At 65.2% G+C, this 14,041-nt stretch carries 18 protein-coding genes; 9 read left to right on the top strand and 9 right to left on the bottom strand.

Going from position 1 to position 14,041, the window contains the following annotated elements:
• Window positions 1–2: 2 nt before the first annotated feature.
• The 4 genes from lptA to ACVCMJ_RS14060 are packed head-to-tail and all read right to left on the bottom strand — an operon-like array spanning window position 3 to window position 2,816.
• On the bottom strand, window positions 3–620 hold the full coding sequence (gene lptA / locus ACVCMJ_RS14075; RefSeq protein WP_447082022.1) for a lipopolysaccharide transport periplasmic protein LptA: 618 nt from the start codon (window positions 618–620) through the stop codon (window positions 3–5).
• Window positions 617–1,231 (bottom strand): LPS export ABC transporter periplasmic protein LptC, encoded by a 615-nt coding sequence (lptC, locus tag ACVCMJ_RS14070; RefSeq protein WP_447082020.1) that lies wholly within the window; start codon window positions 1,229–1,231, stop codon window positions 617–619. Before lptC ends, lptA begins: the two co-directional genes overlap by 4 nt.
• A complete protein-coding gene (locus ACVCMJ_RS14065; protein WP_447082019.1) occupies window positions 1,228–1,830 on the bottom strand; it encodes a KdsC family phosphatase in 603 nt (200 codons plus the stop codon). The genes lptC and ACVCMJ_RS14065 overlap by 4 nt, the downstream gene beginning before the upstream one ends.
• The gene (locus ACVCMJ_RS14060) at window positions 1,830–2,816 is read right to left on the bottom strand and encodes a KpsF/GutQ family sugar-phosphate isomerase (protein ID WP_447082018.1); all 987 of its coding nucleotides are present in this window, start codon (window positions 2,814–2,816) and stop codon (window positions 1,830–1,832) included. Before ACVCMJ_RS14060 ends, ACVCMJ_RS14065 begins: the two co-directional genes overlap by 1 nt.
• 277 nt (window positions 2,817–3,093) lie before the next feature.
• Here ACVCMJ_RS14060 and ACVCMJ_RS14055 point away from each other — a divergent pair, with 277 nt between their 5' ends.
• Complete coding sequence (locus ACVCMJ_RS14055) at window positions 3,094–3,648, top strand: adenine phosphoribosyltransferase (RefSeq protein WP_447082017.1); 555 nt, start codon at window positions 3,094–3,096, stop codon at window positions 3,646–3,648.
• A gap of 76 nt (window positions 3,649–3,724) precedes the next feature.
• Here the strand turns inward: ACVCMJ_RS14055 and rsmI are convergent, their stop codons facing one another.
• The gene (gene rsmI, locus ACVCMJ_RS14050) at window positions 3,725–4,675 is read right to left on the bottom strand and encodes a 16S rRNA (cytidine(1402)-2'-O)-methyltransferase (RefSeq protein ID WP_447082016.1); all 951 of its coding nucleotides are present in this window, start codon (window positions 4,673–4,675) and stop codon (window positions 3,725–3,727) included.
• 29 nt (window positions 4,676–4,704) lie between these two features.
• On the opposite strand from rsmI, the gene ACVCMJ_RS14045 reads away from it, so the two are divergent.
• The 6 genes from ACVCMJ_RS14045 to ACVCMJ_RS14020 all read left to right on the top strand — a co-directional run bounded on the left by ACVCMJ_RS14045 (window position 4,705) and on the right by ACVCMJ_RS14020 (window position 8,709).
• Window positions 4,705–5,190, top strand: coding sequence for a YraN family protein (locus ACVCMJ_RS14045; protein ID WP_447082015.1), 486 nt, complete (start codon window positions 4,705–4,707; stop codon window positions 5,188–5,190).
• 67 nt (window positions 5,191–5,257) lie between these two features.
• On the top strand, window positions 5,258–5,851 hold the full coding sequence (locus ACVCMJ_RS14040) for a phosphoheptose isomerase (protein WP_447082014.1): 594 nt from the start codon (window positions 5,258–5,260) through the stop codon (window positions 5,849–5,851).
• A complete protein-coding gene (locus ACVCMJ_RS14035; RefSeq protein WP_447082013.1) occupies window positions 5,851–6,567 on the top strand; it encodes a BON domain-containing protein in 717 nt (238 codons plus the stop codon). Before ACVCMJ_RS14040 ends, ACVCMJ_RS14035 begins: the two co-directional genes overlap by 1 nt.
• On the top strand, window positions 6,567–7,061 hold the full coding sequence (locus tag ACVCMJ_RS14030; RefSeq protein WP_447082012.1) for a TlpA disulfide reductase family protein: 495 nt from the start codon (window positions 6,567–6,569) through the stop codon (window positions 7,059–7,061). Before ACVCMJ_RS14035 ends, ACVCMJ_RS14030 begins: the two co-directional genes overlap by 1 nt.
• Window positions 7,058–7,960 carry an acetylglutamate kinase gene (argB, locus tag ACVCMJ_RS14025; protein WP_447082011.1) on the top strand — a complete coding sequence of 301 codons (903 nt, stop codon included), beginning with the start codon at window positions 7,058–7,060 and terminating at the stop codon, window positions 7,958–7,960. The genes ACVCMJ_RS14030 and argB overlap by 4 nt, the downstream gene beginning before the upstream one ends.
• A complete protein-coding gene (locus ACVCMJ_RS14020) occupies window positions 7,960–8,709 on the top strand; it encodes a pyrimidine 5'-nucleotidase (protein ID WP_447082010.1) in 750 nt (249 codons plus the stop codon). The genes argB and ACVCMJ_RS14020 overlap by 1 nt, the downstream gene beginning before the upstream one ends.
• Here the strand turns inward: ACVCMJ_RS14020 and ACVCMJ_RS14015 are convergent.
• From ACVCMJ_RS14015 to gpmA, 4 genes are all read right to left on the bottom strand, one after another.
• On the bottom strand, window positions 8,639–9,433 hold the full coding sequence (locus ACVCMJ_RS14015) for a HesA/MoeB/ThiF family protein (protein ID WP_447082009.1): 795 nt from the start codon (window positions 9,431–9,433) through the stop codon (window positions 8,639–8,641). The genes ACVCMJ_RS14020 and ACVCMJ_RS14015 overlap by 71 nt on opposite strands.
• Window positions 9,434–9,436: 3 nt before the next feature.
• Complete coding sequence (locus ACVCMJ_RS14010; RefSeq protein ID WP_447082008.1) at window positions 9,437–10,972, bottom strand: S41 family peptidase; 1,536 nt, start codon at window positions 10,970–10,972, stop codon at window positions 9,437–9,439.
• A gap of 138 nt (window positions 10,973–11,110) precedes the next feature.
• Complete coding sequence (locus ACVCMJ_RS14005; RefSeq protein WP_447082007.1) at window positions 11,111–12,502, bottom strand: murein hydrolase activator EnvC family protein; 1,392 nt, start codon at window positions 12,500–12,502, stop codon at window positions 11,111–11,113.
• Window positions 12,503–12,504: 2 nt separating this feature from the next.
• The gene (gene gpmA / locus ACVCMJ_RS14000) at window positions 12,505–13,257 is read right to left on the bottom strand and encodes a 2,3-diphosphoglycerate-dependent phosphoglycerate mutase (RefSeq protein ID WP_447082602.1); all 753 of its coding nucleotides are present in this window, start codon (window positions 13,255–13,257) and stop codon (window positions 12,505–12,507) included.
• Between the two features lie 88 nt (window positions 13,258–13,345).
• Here gpmA and ACVCMJ_RS13995 point away from each other — a divergent pair, with 88 nt between their 5' ends.
• Together ACVCMJ_RS13995 and grxC are read left to right on the top strand one after the other, a co-directional pair.
• Window positions 13,346–13,756 (top strand): rhodanese-like domain-containing protein, encoded by a 411-nt coding sequence (locus tag ACVCMJ_RS13995; protein ID WP_447082006.1) that lies wholly within the window; start codon window positions 13,346–13,348, stop codon window positions 13,754–13,756.
• An 8-nt stretch (window positions 13,757–13,764) separates the two neighbouring features.
• Entirely contained in the window at window positions 13,765–14,022 is a 258-nt protein-coding gene (grxC, locus tag ACVCMJ_RS13990; protein WP_447082005.1) for a glutaredoxin 3, read from the top strand.
• Window positions 14,023–14,041 lie beyond the last annotated feature (19 nt).

Here is a 14,041-nt window from a genome sequence, read left to right as displayed (position 1 = left end):
ACTCACGGACGCTTCGCGCGGCACTTGGCGATCGCCTGGTCGACACGCGACTGAGGTTGTGCCAGCGATCGGACACGCCCGCCGGCGGCAGCGGAGTCCTTGCCGCCAAAAGCCTCGTAGGTCGCCGATTTCTGGTGGTAGACAATGCGCGCCCCGCGCACGTTGTCGAACGCCTGGCCGCAGATCATCCGGACGACCGTCGCCTGACCGATCAGCGTGACGTCGCCCGTCTTGCCATCGTAGTCCGCCTGATTGCCGGTGCCGATCAGCGTTTCGAACTTCTCGGGATTTTCCTGGCGGACATTCACCAGGTGCCCCTTGTCGACAGTGGCGGTACCCGACTGATTTCCCTGTGCGTCCTCGCGCGTGACCAGCTTGTCCGACCGCAAGGTCATCGTCCCGCGCGTCAACACCACATTGCCCGTGAAAGTGCTGGTCTTGGTGACGTCGTCATAGTGCAAGGTGTCCGACAGCACGACCGTATCCGGTTCCTCGGCCGCTTTCGCGGGAGCCGACGTCTTCTCGGAAGCCGAGGTCTTCGCGGGGGCCGCTGCCTGCACGGGCACAGCGAAGGTACCCAGGATCAACGCGGCGGACAAGGCAAGGGACAGGATTTTCATGGTTCTTCGGTCTTCTTTGAACCGGCGTTGCGGGCCCGGTCTTCGCCAGAGATCTTCACATCGCTGGCGGCCGTCACGGTCAATTGCCGGGTACGGTTATCGTAGCGCATGCCTCGGCCGCGCAAGGTGGAATGGCCATTGACCACCAGCGCCGGATGATCGGTGTGCACGAGATCGCGATTGGGTTCGATGACGAGCTGGTCACTGCGCACGTCCAGGAGCTGGTGTTCGGCCGTGGGCAGGCGCCGCAAGTGGGCGCTGCCATTGAGCACGATGCGATCACCGTGCTGGTCCAGGGTGCCGCGTTCGGCCGTCCCCACCGTCGTCGGGCTGCCCGGCTGATGATCCACCGCCTTGGGCATCGTGATCTCATAGCTGTCTGTGTCAGGGAAATGGTCCATTGCGGTCCCTTCCAGCCGGTTGATGGCGTACCCTTCGGGTCCGGTGCGGACCATCACGAAGTGATCGGACCAGGAGTCCCGCTCGTGCGTCATCTTGCGCGGCGGATCGACTTGAATGGAGCGCAACGTGTAATCGGAAGCCCACCAGGTACCGAGCACCAGCAGCGCCAGCAACGCCACCGCTACCAGGCTGGGGAGGCGGTCTTTCATTGAATGGCTCCGCCCAGCGTCGAAAGCGACGCCGTCAAACAGGCTCCGAGACGCCCTTGCGCCGCCAGGATGAGATCGCAGCATTCACGCACGGCCCCGCTCCCGCCAGGGCGCGCCGCTACCCAGTGAACCGCCTGGCTGACGTACGCCGGGGCATTGGGGACGCTGGCTGCAAAGCCTACGCGCTGCAGCGCGGGCAGATCGATGATGTCGTCGCCCATGAATCCCAGGTCGCCCAGCGCCAGACCCGCTTCGCGGGCCAGGCCCTCCAGCGCCGCGATCTTGTCGCGAGTCCCCTGGAGGACCGGCGCAATGCCCAGCTCCGCGGCACGGCGGGCCGTAATGGCGCTGTTGCGCCCACTGATCCAGGCCACTCGGATGCCTTGCTCGCGCAGCAGCCGCAGGCCGTGGCCGTCCAGCGCATTGAACGGTTTGACGGCCTCGCCGTGTTCGGCATACCAGAGGCTGCCATCGGTCAGGACGCCGTCCACATCGAACACCATCATGCGCACGGCGCGCGCACGGTCGCGCACGCTGGTCGGGACGAGCGCAAGAATCTGGGCTTCGGCGGGGTGGGAGAAACCGGGCAGCTCGTTCATCAGATTACCTTCGCGGCGAGAAGATCATGCATGTGCAAGGCACCCAATAATAGCCCGTCGCCATCCAGAACCAGCATCTGATTGAGTTTGTTCGCATCCATGACCGTCGCGGCCTCGATCGCGGGCGCATCGGCGGCGATCGACTTTGGATGGTGACTCATGCCAATGGAGACCGGCAGTTTGCGGATGTCGCCATGCTGCGCGATGACGCGGCGCAAGTCCCCGTCGGTGAAAATCCCGACAGGTCGCCGGTTCTCGAGGACGATCGCCATTCCCATGCCCTTGGAGGACATCTCGGTCAGCGCATCGGGGATGAGAGTATCCGGCCGCACTCGGGGCAAGGCAGTCCCGGTCCGCATGACGTCGGACACGGACGTCAGGAGGCGGCGGCCCAGGGCTCCGCCGGGGTGCGACCGGGCGAAATCGTCCCGATTGAAGCCGCGCGCCTCCAGGCAGGCGACCGCAATGGCGTCGCCCAGCACCAGCGCCGCCGTGGTGCTGGCCGTCGGCGCAAGATTCAGAGGGCAAGCCTCCTGATCCACGGCGGCATCCAGCGACAGGTCGGCGCTCAGAGCCAGTTCAGAGTCCGGGTGCCCGGTCATGGCGATGATCTGCGTGCCCATCCGCTTGGCCACGGAAATAATGGTGATGAGCTCCTGCGCCGATCCCGAATACGAGATTGCCAGGAGGATGTCCTGGCCCGTCAGCATGCCCAGATCGCCATGGATGGCCTCTGCCGCGTGCATGAAGAAGGCGGGGGTTCCGGTCGAGGCCAGCGTCGCGGCGATCTTGCGCGCCACATGGCCCGACTTGCCGATTCCCGTGACTACTACGCGGCCCGGGCACCCTAGTATCCGGGCTACCGCCTCTTCGAAGCGCGCGTCGATACGGCCCTGCAAGGCCTGCAAGGCCTGGATTTCGATGGCGAACGTGTGCGCGGCACTGGCGCGTATGGCCTCCGGCAGGAGGCGGGGATGAGCATGCATCTCTCGATTTTAAGCGGAACGGCCGCGATCGTGACCGGCAACGCTGAAAGGACCGGACCCGGTGCGGCCTGGTGTCCCGTTCGGTCGGTTTGTGTCCTTGAATTCGGATGCATGCGTCATCCAGACAAGGCGCGAACCGCAGTGATGGCAAGGGCCATCACGAGGATGTGCAACGCAGTATGGGTGGCGCAGACGCCGAATTCAAACATCAGGATCAACCGAACGGGACGCCAGGCTTGTTAAACTGTGACCGCCTTTGCCTACACAGGATGCAGTCATGCAAACCGATCCGGCCCAATATATCCGGGAGACGATACGTACGGTGCCCGATTGGCCCAAGGCCGGGGTCATGTTCCGCGACATCACGCCCGTCCTGCAGGATCCGCAGGCGTTCCGCGTCCTGATCGATTTGTTTGTCTACCGGTACATGCGCCAGCGGCTGGACCTGGTCGCCGGCATCGATGCGCGCGGCTTCATCATCGGCGCTGTGCTGGCGTACGAGCTGAAACTGGGGTTCGTCCCCGTGCGCAAGCAGGGCAAGCTGCCCTACAAGACGGTCTCCGAAACCTACTCCCTGGAATACGGCAACGCCACCGTCGAAATGCACATGGACTCGGTGCGTCCCGGCCAACGTGTCCTGCTGATCGACGACCTGATCGCCACTGGCGGCACGATGCTGGCTGCCTCCCGGCTGCTGCAACGCCTGGGGGCCAACGTCGCCGAAGCAGCCGCCATGATCGACCTGCCCGACCTGAAGGGCTCCCAGACCGTCCGCGACTCCGGATTGCCCGTCTACACGGTGTGCTCCTTCCGCGAAACCGAACTGAGCTGAATCGGGGTCCGGTTCGGTGAACCAGGGGCCGGCCCCATCGCCGCCGGATCGGACGAATGGACCGGCGGCCTCTTCATCACGAATCGGCGGCTTGCTCGTCACGATTCCGCGCCAGGGCCCAGTCGTACAACTGATCCCTTGGCAGGCCCGTCGCCCGCACGCCGATACGTACAGCATCGCGGACCGACAGTTCAGCGAGCAGGGCCGTCATCAAACGTTCCTGCTCGGCCGAGAGGGCTTCGTCCAATGCGTTCCGTGGCGGCGGCGCGTGCATCACCAGCACGAATTCCCCTTGCCCCCGGTGGGCATCGGCCCCCAGCCAGTCGCGGACCTCGGCCACCGGCAGAGTACAGATTTCCTCGAAACGTTTGGTCAGTTCACGCGCCAGCGTCAGCAGCCGGTCGGGCCCTCCAACCTGCACCAGATCGTCCAGTGCGGCTCCCAGCCGGTGCGGGGTCTCGAAGAACACGACCGGCACGGGCCACGCCAGCCACTGCGCCAGCCACTTGCGACGGGCTGCGGGCTTGCTCGGCAGGAACCCGGCAAAGGCAAACCCGGGCGCATCGTCTGAAGTGGCCCCACTGGCCATCAGGGCCGCAACGACCGCGCTGGGGCCGGGCAGCGGCACCACCCGGTAGCCGGCCGCGCGGACGCAGCGCACGATGCGCGCGCCTGGATCGCTGACCGCTGGCGCGCCGGCGTCGGACACCAGTGCCACCCGCTGACCTTCGGCCAACCGCTGAACGATGGCGTCGGCTGCCTGCTGCTCGTTGTGGCGATGCGCCGCCAGGAGAGGCGTCCGGATCCCCCAGGCGTCCAGCAGCGTCCGTGTCGTACGGGTGTCCTCGGCCGCCACCGCATCGCATCCCCGCAATGCCTGCCACGCCCGCAGACTCATGTCGGCGAGATTGCCGATGGGAGTCGCCACGACGTAGAGGCACGCGGGCGGCCAGCTCTGCGCCACCACCTGTTCGGCGTGACGTTTCCACGTCACTTCGGCATTTTCCCAGTCGAGTGGGTCGTTCATACTTGAATCTTCCTTTGCCAGCTCCAGCCATGAGCGACGACCCCTACGACACCGCCCGCCAGGCCCAGAAATTGGCCGCAAAGCGTTTGCGACGCCGCCAGCACGCCACCCCGGCGGCTGCGGGATGCGCCGGCTTGATGGCCGGATCGAACACCCAGCTCCAGGGACATGCCGCGGAACAGTTGGCCGCCCGCTTTCTGGAAGCCCGGGGATTGCACGTCCTGGCCGCCAACCTACACTGCCGCGCCGGAGAGATCGACCTGGTCGCATGGGACGTCGGCACCCTGGTCTTCGTGGAAGTCCGCCAGCGGACCCACAGTGCCTACGGCGGAGCTGCCGCCAGTGTAAACCGGCGCAAACAGAGCCGCCTGATCCGCACGGCTCAATATTTCCTTCCCAGGATCGTCCGCCAGACCGGCGTGCCTCGAACGCCGGTCTGCCGCTTCGACGTCGTGGCCGTGGACGGGGACCAATTGACCTGGATTCGAAATGCCTTTCGCCTGGATGCCGCATGAAGGAATCCTGCTCGGATTCTGTTACGTTCACCTCCACAGAGGCCGGCGGCTCATGCGATAATCGGCCATGGACATGACTTCCCGCATGACGTCGCACTTTGACGACGCCGTCGATGCCTTCCGGGCCAGCGCGCGCGAGCTGGCACCGGCACTTTCCGCCGGAGTGGAGTTGCTGTTCGGGGCCCTTACCAATAATGCCCGGATCCTCGCCTGCGGGAACGGGGGATCGGCGGCCGATGCCCAGCACTTCATCGCCGAACTCATCGGCCGTTTCGAACGCGAACGGCTCCCGCTGGCCGGCATCTGCCTGAACACCGACACTTCCATCATGACGGCTGTGGGCAACGACTATGGCTTCAATGCCGTCTTCGAACGCCAGGTCAGCGCACTGGGGCAGCCGGGGGACGTGCTGGTCGCCCTCACGACCAGCGGCAACTCTTCCAACGTACTGCGCGCCATCGAAGCCGCCCACGAGCGCGAGATGCAAATCATCGCCCTGACCGGAAAGGGCGGCGGGCAGGTCAACACCCTGCTCTACGAAACCGACATTCATCTGTGTGTTCCGCACGATCGCACCATGCGCATCCAGGAAGTCCACACCATGCTGCTGCATGCGCTGTGCGACGGCATCGATGCGCTGCTTCTCGGAGATCCGCTCTGATGCCCGCGTCCCGTCCCATCGCCCATACCCTGTCCCGCTGCCTGCTGGCGGCCTGTGCCCTCACGCCGCTGGCCGGCTGTGGCCTGTTCATCGTGGGGGGAGCCGCTGCCGGCTCGGCAGTCATCGCCACCGACCGCCGCACGGCGGGCGAGCAGGTCGACGACCAGACGATAGAGATACGCGTATCCAGCGAAATGAACCGCGCCTTCGGCGACAAGGCTCGCGTGGTGGGTACGGCCTACAGCGGACGGCTCCTGCTGGTGGGCGACGTTCCCACCGATGCCGACCGGCAGAGGGCCGAATCCGTGGCGAAAACCATTCCGAAAGTCCGGGAAGTCGACAACTACATCCGCGTGGGCGACCTGACCCCCCTGAGCGTGCGCACCAACGACACCTGGATCACGACCAAGGTGAAGACGGACCTCGCCTCGACGAAAGAGGTGCCCTTCCGCACCATCAAGGTCACCACCGAACGCGGCGTGGTCTACCTGATGGGCAAGGTCACCTCCGACGAAGCCCAGCGCGCGGGCATCGTGGCCTCGGGCGTCACCGGAGTGAACAAAGTCGTAAAATTGTTCCAGGTCGTGGCGCGTGAATCGATTCTGGCGGAACCCGGCAAACCAGCCCCCGTCGTCACGGATTCCAGTTCAACGGGCACCCCTGCTCCCGCGCCGGCGGCTAGCGGCGGAGGTGTCCAGACCATGCCTGTGCACTGATGAAAAAACTCTTTATCGGCCTGGCGGCCGCCGTTGCCCTGGGTACTGCCGCCTTCTGGCAATTCCAGGGCTCCGCCCAGGCAGCGCCGCAAGTCACCTTCACGGATTTGCAGGGGCGCGCCATCACGACTGCCGATTTGCGCGGCAAGGTCGTACTGGTGAAGTTCTGGGCAACGAGCTGCACGACCTGCGTGGCCCAGATGCCGGATACCATCCGCCATTACGACGAGCTCAAATCCAAGGGGTTCGACACGATCGCCGTGGCGATGCAGTACGATCCCCCCAACTACGTCAAGAACTACACCGAAACCCGCAAACTCCCGTTTCCGGTGGTGATTGACGCGCAAGGGAAGCTGGCTCACGCATTCGGCGACGTGCAGCTTACGCCCACCGCCTTCCTGATCGACAAGCACGGCCGCATCATCAAGCGCTATCTGGGCAACTACGACGAAAAGTCGTTCATGACCACCGTCGAAAAGGCGCTCGCTTCATGAGCACGGCGACGGACCAGTCATCGACGCAACCGGCTGCCCTGAAGGCCGAAGTTCTCTCCGAGGCGCTGCCCTACATCCGCCGCTTCCACGGCAAGACCGTCGTCATCAAATACGGCGGCAACGCAATGACGGACGAGACGCTGCAGCGCAGCTTTGCACACGACGTCGTGCTGTTGAAACTCGTGGGGCTGAACCCGGTCGTGGTGCATGGCGGCGGTCCGCAGATCAACAGCGCGCTCAAACGCATCGGCAAGGAAGGCACCTTCATCCAGGGCATGCGGGTCACCGACGCCGAAACCATGGAAGTCGTGGAGTGGGTGCTGGGCGGCCAGGTCCAGCAGGACATCGTCATGATGATCAATGAGGCGGGCGGCAAGGCCGTCGGCCTCACCGGCAAGGACGGCTGCCTCATCCAGGCCCGCAAGAAGCTCATGCCCGATCCCGAACACCCGGGCAAAACGCTGGACATCGGTTTCGTCGGCGACATCGAGCGCATCGAGCCGGCGGTGGTCAAGGCCCTGCAGGACGACCAGTTCATCCCCATCATCTCGTCCATCGGCTATGGCGAGGACGGCCAGGCCTACAACATCAATGCGGACGTGGTAGCCGGCAAGATGGCCGAGGTCCTGGGCGCTGAAAAGCTCATCATGCTGACCAACACGCCCGGCGTGCTCGACAAATCGGGTAAGCTGCTGCGCAACCTGTCAGCCCGGACCATCGACACGCTGTTCCAGGACGGCACGCTGTCGGGCGGCATGCTGCCCAAAATTTCCTCCGCGCTGGATGCCGCACGCTTCGGTGTGAACTCCGTACACATCATCGATGGCCGTGTACCGCACTGCCTGCTGCTCGAAATACTGACGGATCGCGGCGTGGGCACCATGATCAGCGCCCACTGATGTCGCCCCTGAGGGCCCCCAGCGCCCTGCGTCGGCAGCGGCACCTGGCTCCCGACGCGCCGGTCTGGCTGTTTGACCTCGACAACACGCTGCACGACGCCTCGCACCGGATCTTCCGCGTCATCGACCAACGGATGGGGCACGCCGTCGCGCAGGCCCTGGGTCTGTCCGCGGACGAAGCCGATGTGGTGCGACGCCGATACTGGCAGCGTTACGGTGCCACGGCCATCGGGCTGGTGCGCCACCACGGGATCAATCTGCAGCGGTTTCTGGCCACCTGCCACGACTTTGACGTCGGCCCCCTGGTGCATGCCGAAAAGGGGCAGCTCAGCCGGTTGCGGCGCCTGCCGGGGACCCGGATCGTGCTGACCAATGCACCCGCGCACTACGCCAGGCGCGTCCTGGATGCGTTGGGGATCCTGCAGGAATTCGACGGGCTGTGGGCCATCGACCACATGATGCCCATGGGGTTGCCGCGGCCCAAGCCGTCGCTGGCCCTGATGCGGCAGATCGTGGCGCGGCTGGGCGTACCGGCGCACCGCATCATCCTGGTCGAAGATACTCTGCGCAACCTGAAGACGGCACGGCAGGCCGGCATGCGCACAGCCTACCTGTACCACCCCGGCACCCCATTTTCCAACCAGCAGTCCGGCCGCGATCTCTATGTGGATACGCGTGTCAATCGCCTGAGCACCCTGCTGCTGCGGGCGGGCGCCGGCCACATACCGGGCAATCCGGATCACGCCTGAAGTGCACGGTATGCCACTGCATCCGCAAGGCATCCACCGATAGCAATCGCCCGGTCAGTGGCGCACCGATTCCGGCGATGAGCTTGATGGCCTCCGTAGCCTGGACGCTGCCGACCATTCCCAGCAGCGGCCCCAGAACCCCCGTGGTCGCGCAACGGGCTTCGGACACCGGGTCGGATTCCGGGAACAGGCAATGGTAGCAAGGAGAAGCGGGGTCGCGCGCATCATAGACGCTCACCTGTCCCGAAAACCGGATCGCCGCGCCCGACACCAACGGCCGTGAGGCCGCCACGCAGGCCCGGTTGATCGCATGGCGGGTCGCGAAGTTGTCGGTGCAGTCGAGCACCAGATCCACATCCCCCGCCAGTGTCGCCAGGCGCATGTCGTCCAGGCGCTCGACGCGGGCTTCCACCAGGACGTCAGGATTCAGCGCCGCCAGGGCATCCCGACCCGACTCGGCCTTGGGGCGTCCGAGGCTGCCCATGTCGTGCAGAATCTGCCGTTGCAGATTGCTGAGTTCGACCACATCGTCATCCGCCAGGATGATGTGCCCTACCCCCGCCGCAGCGAGATACAGCGCCACGGGCGACCCCAGGCCCCCGGCCCCGACGATCAGGACGCGGGCGGCCAGAAGGCGTTCCTGCCCCTCGATTCCCAGCTCATCCAGCAGGATGTGCCGGGCATAGCGCATCAGCCGCGCATCGTCGAGTGACGACACAGCCATGGATCACTGCACCCGGATGACGCCATTTGGCGTGATTCGGTAGTGTTCGACCCGGTCACTCTCCTGGTCTAGTGTTTTTTTTTGAGCCGATGGAGCCTGCCGTGCCGCGTTCGGTTTCGCCCCGTCCGGTTTCGCCGCGTCTGGCTCCGCCGACTGTGCCTTTGCGGCCTGGGCCTGTTCCTCGCGGACCATTGTCGCGTCGGACTTCAGGATCGGGCGCCCCAGCAGGGCATTGATGCCCTGCTGCAGTTGCCAGTCGTCGGCACCGCCGAACTCGAACATCTTGATTTCGCCCTTGACGAAATCGCCCTCCTTGTCGGCCGCTTTCTGGGCGGCGGCCTGATTCTCGAGGTGGTGCTGCAGGTCGATCTCGCGTTCCATACGGAACAGGTTGCCCGCGGCGCTGTCGTCGACCACATGGTCGGGCACGACGCCGGTATTCTGGATCGAGCGGCCGCTGGGCGTGTAGTATCGCGCCGTCGTGAGCTTGATGCCGGTGTCCTTGCTCAGTTGCAGCACCGACTGAACCGAGCCTTTACCGAACGTCCGGTTGCCCACGATCTGGGCGCGTTTGTAGTCCTGCAAGGCCCCCGCGACGATCTCGGAGGCCGAGGCCGACCCCACGTTCACCAGCACCACCATGGGCACGGTACGCGCCCACTCCGGCAGCGTGGTTCCGATCTCCTGATCGTGGGAACGATCCAGCGGCCGTGCATAGAACTCTTCGTTGGAAGACGGGATGCGGCCCTTGGTCGAGACTACCAGCTTGCCCGGATCGACGAACGCCGACACCACGCCGATCGCACCATCCAGCAGTCCGCCCGGGTCGTTACGCAGATCCAGTACCAGACCCTTGGGGGTGGACTGCTTCGAAAACGACGCCAGCATGCTCACGAGGTCGGCCGTGGTGCGGTCCTGGAACTGGCTGATGCGCACATACGCGATGCCGTTGGCCAGCATCTTGCCTCGCACGCTCTTGGTCTTGATCATCTCGCGCACGATGCGGAACTTCAACGGCTTGGGGCTGCCGGCTCGCTCGATCGTCAGGTTGATCGCCGTCCCCGGTTCGCCGCGCATCTTCTTCACGGCATCGTTCAGGTTCATGCCCTTGGTGGGCTCACCGTTGATCTGCGTGATGATGTCGCCGGTCAGGATGCCCGCCCGCGCCGCCGGCGTGTCCTCGATGGGAGCAATGACTTTTGGCATGCCATCCTGGGTGCCGATTTCAATCCCCAGGCCGCCGAAGCCGCCGCGCGTGATGTCCTGCATCTGCTTGTAGGCGTCTTCGTCCAGATACATGGAGTGGGGATCCAGATCCGCGAACAGGCCCTTGATGGCATCGTCGATCAGCATCTTGTCGGGCATGCGCTCGACATAGCTGGACTTGATCGCGCCGTAGACGTTCGCAAACTGCTGCAGGGCCTTCAGCGGCAGGGGTTCGCCTTTCTGTGCGGCTGCCGAAATACCCAGGCTGACCAGGATGCCTCCCAGAAAGCCCACCAAGATCCAGACCAACGAACGATTGTTTCGGGTGCCCATGCACGTTCCTAAGCTCTACGCCAATGATAGCCCGCCGCAACCGCATGCCGTACGCAGACGCGACGAACGGTACATAGTAACGAAATTGGGGCCATAACTTAAGTTCGGTCCCCGGATTCGTGTCCATTCCGCCCGATTTCAGGGCCGCAGCCACACTTCGGGATTGATGGGCGCTCCTTGGTGGCGCAGTTCGAAGTACAGGCCAGGCTCTACCTGGCCGCCGGTGGCGCCCACGCGCGCCACGACATCGCCCTGGGCCACCACGTCACCCACCTGCTTGAGCAAGGCCTGGTTGTAGGCGTAGATGCTGAGATACTGATGGCCATGATCGATGATGAGCAGGTTGCCGAAGCCGCCGAGCCAATGGGCGTACACCACCCGGCCGGCCGCCACGGCCCGTACCGGCGTCCCCGTGGCCGCCCGCAGCACGATCCCGCGCCAGACGCCGCCTTCCGGGCGTTGTGTCCCGAAGCGGCCCTGCACATCGCCGGCCACCGGGCGCGGCAAGCCTTTTTTCAGCCCCGCGAAGCCGCCCGGCGGGACGGAGCGCTCGGGCGGGTGGGCCGCTTCGGGCGGTTGCGCACTCGGTGCGGCGCCGGATTGCGCCGGCGGAGGGCTCGGTGGTTGGGCGGGCGCCGCAGGCGCGGGATGTTCGGCTTGCGCCTGCTCCGCCCGCTCGCGAATGCGGCGGGCTTCCTCCGCCGCCTTGGCACGCCGCTGCCGGGCCTGACGCGCCTGCTCGGCACGTTCTCGCGCCTTGCGTTCGGCCTCGGCCTTCAACGCCGCCTGGCGGCGAGCTTCGGCCTGGGCGATCTCGGCGTCCAGACCCTGAATCAGCGTCCCGAGCCGGGCCTCACGATCATGCAGCGATTCGGCCTGCCGTGTTTCTCCCTGCAATCTGGATTGCACCTGAGCCAGCGCCTTGCGGTGCGCGTCCTGCTGAGCCTGCAGGTCCTTTTTCTCGGCCTGACGGTCCGCCACCAGCGCCGAAAGCTCCTTCTGCTGCGTATCGGTCTGCTGATGGAGCCGGTCGAGCTTGTCCAGCGTCTGCTTCAGGTCGTCCAGTGCCTGAGTGCGAGCCCGAGCCACGTAGGACAGGTAAGCCAGCTCCCGGCCGATCGCCTGGGGATCGCGACCAGACAACAGGGCCGCCCACGGTGACAGTCCGCTGGCGTACTGCGCCCGCAACTGATCGGCCAACGCTTTTTGCTGGTGCTGCAATGCGGTCGTCTGCTGCGCTTCCGCTGTCTTGAGCTGCTGCAGACTGGCTCGCAGCGCTTCATCGCGCTGCTGCAGGTCGGCCAGCCTGCGGGTGATGTCGGAAATCGCCTGTTCCGAGGCCTGGAGGGCGGCGGTGGCATCCGCCTTGTCCGACTGTGTCGCCTCGATGCGCTTCTGCAGCGCGTCGATCTGGCTGCGCAATGCGGTCCGGTCCTCCTGCGCCCGCTGCTGACGCGCCTGCAGCGACGACTCGGCCTGGGCCAGCGGCCCCATCAGACACAGCACAAACGCCAGGCCGGCACGCCACATGATCAGTTCTGCGCCGCCTTGCCCTGGTTGGCGACCGCCTGCATCGCCGCCTGGATCTGCTCGGGATCTCCGAGATAATAGTGGCGCAACGGCCGCAGATCGTCGCCCAGCTCATACACCAGCGGCTGGCCCGTGGGGATGTTCACCCCCACGATGTCGTCGTCGGAGATCCCGTCCAGATGCTTGATCAGGGCTCTGAGGCTATTGCCATGCGCCGAGACCAGCACCTGCCGGCCGGATCGGACGGCCGGCGCGATCGAATCGTTCCAGAACGGCACCACCCGGGCGACCGTGTCCCGCAGGCACTCCGTGGCGGGCAGCTCGCCGGCCGGCACGCGGCGGTAGCGCGCGTCGAACCGCGGATGGCGGGGATCGTCCGGCGACAGCGGATCGGGCGCAATGGCGTAGGCCCGCCGCCACTGCAGGACCTGCGCCTCGCCGAATTTGGCGGCCGTCTCGGCCTTGTTCAACCCCTGCAAGGCGCCGTAATGACGCTCGTTCAGCCGCCAGCTCAGGCCGATCGGGGTGTACATGGCCTCCATGGCGTCCAGTGCAATCCACAAGGTCCGGATGGCGCGTTTGAGCACCGATGAAAAGGCGAGATCGAAGGTGTAGCCATGGCTGTGCAACAGTTCCCCGGCCTGGCGCGCCTGGGCGCGGCCGGTGTCGGTGAGATCCACATCCGTCCAGCCCGTAAAGCGATTTTCGAGATTCCACTGGCTTTCGCCATGGCGCATGAGTACCAGTTTGTGCATGATGGGCGAGCCCGAAAGTCCAAAATTGCCGTCCATTTTATAATCCCTGCGCCAACAAATTTTTCCCACCGTCCCTACAGGAACCACCGTGGATTTTTTTCTCAGCCCGAACAACCTCTGGATCCTGCTGATCGCCCTGATTTCAGGTGCCATGCTGGCCTGGCCAAGCCTGTCGCGCGGGCGCTCCGGATCGAGCATCTCGCTGGCCGAAGCCATCCAGCTCGTCAATCGCGAAAACGGGCTGTTCGTGGACGTGCGTCCGGCCGAGCAGTTCAAGACGGGCAGCATCCCGCAGGCCCGCAACGTCCCGCACGACACGCTGGAGGCGCAAGCTGGCAGCCTGCCCAGGAACAAGCCCATCATCCTGGTCGACGCCCGGGGTCGTGAAAGCGCCAAGGCGGCAGCGACGCTGCGCAAGCAGGGCTTCGATCGCGTATCCTGTCTGGAGGGCGGCCTGGCGGCGTGGGCCGAGGGCGGCATGCCCGTGACGAAAACCTGAGAGGTCCCATGGCCGAAGTCACCATGTACTGCACATCCGTGTGCCCTTACTGCATCCGCGCTGAAATGCTGCTGCATCAGCGCGGCGTGAGCCAGATTCACAAGATTTTCGTGGACCGTGATCCCGCCCAGCGTGCCCTCATGATGGAACGCACGGGGCGGCGCACTGTACCCCAGGTTTACATCGATGAGCGCCACATCGGCGGTTACGATGATCTCTCGGCGCTGGATCGTGCCGGCGGCCTGTTGCCGCTGCTGCAGGCCTGAGCCTCTCCCTACCTCCATC

The sequence above is a fragment of the Castellaniella sp. UC4447_H14 genome, from assembly GCF_052978285.1.
The sequence above is the reverse complement of the archived record's forward strand: the minus strand, read 5'-3'. Positions and strand labels throughout refer to the sequence as shown.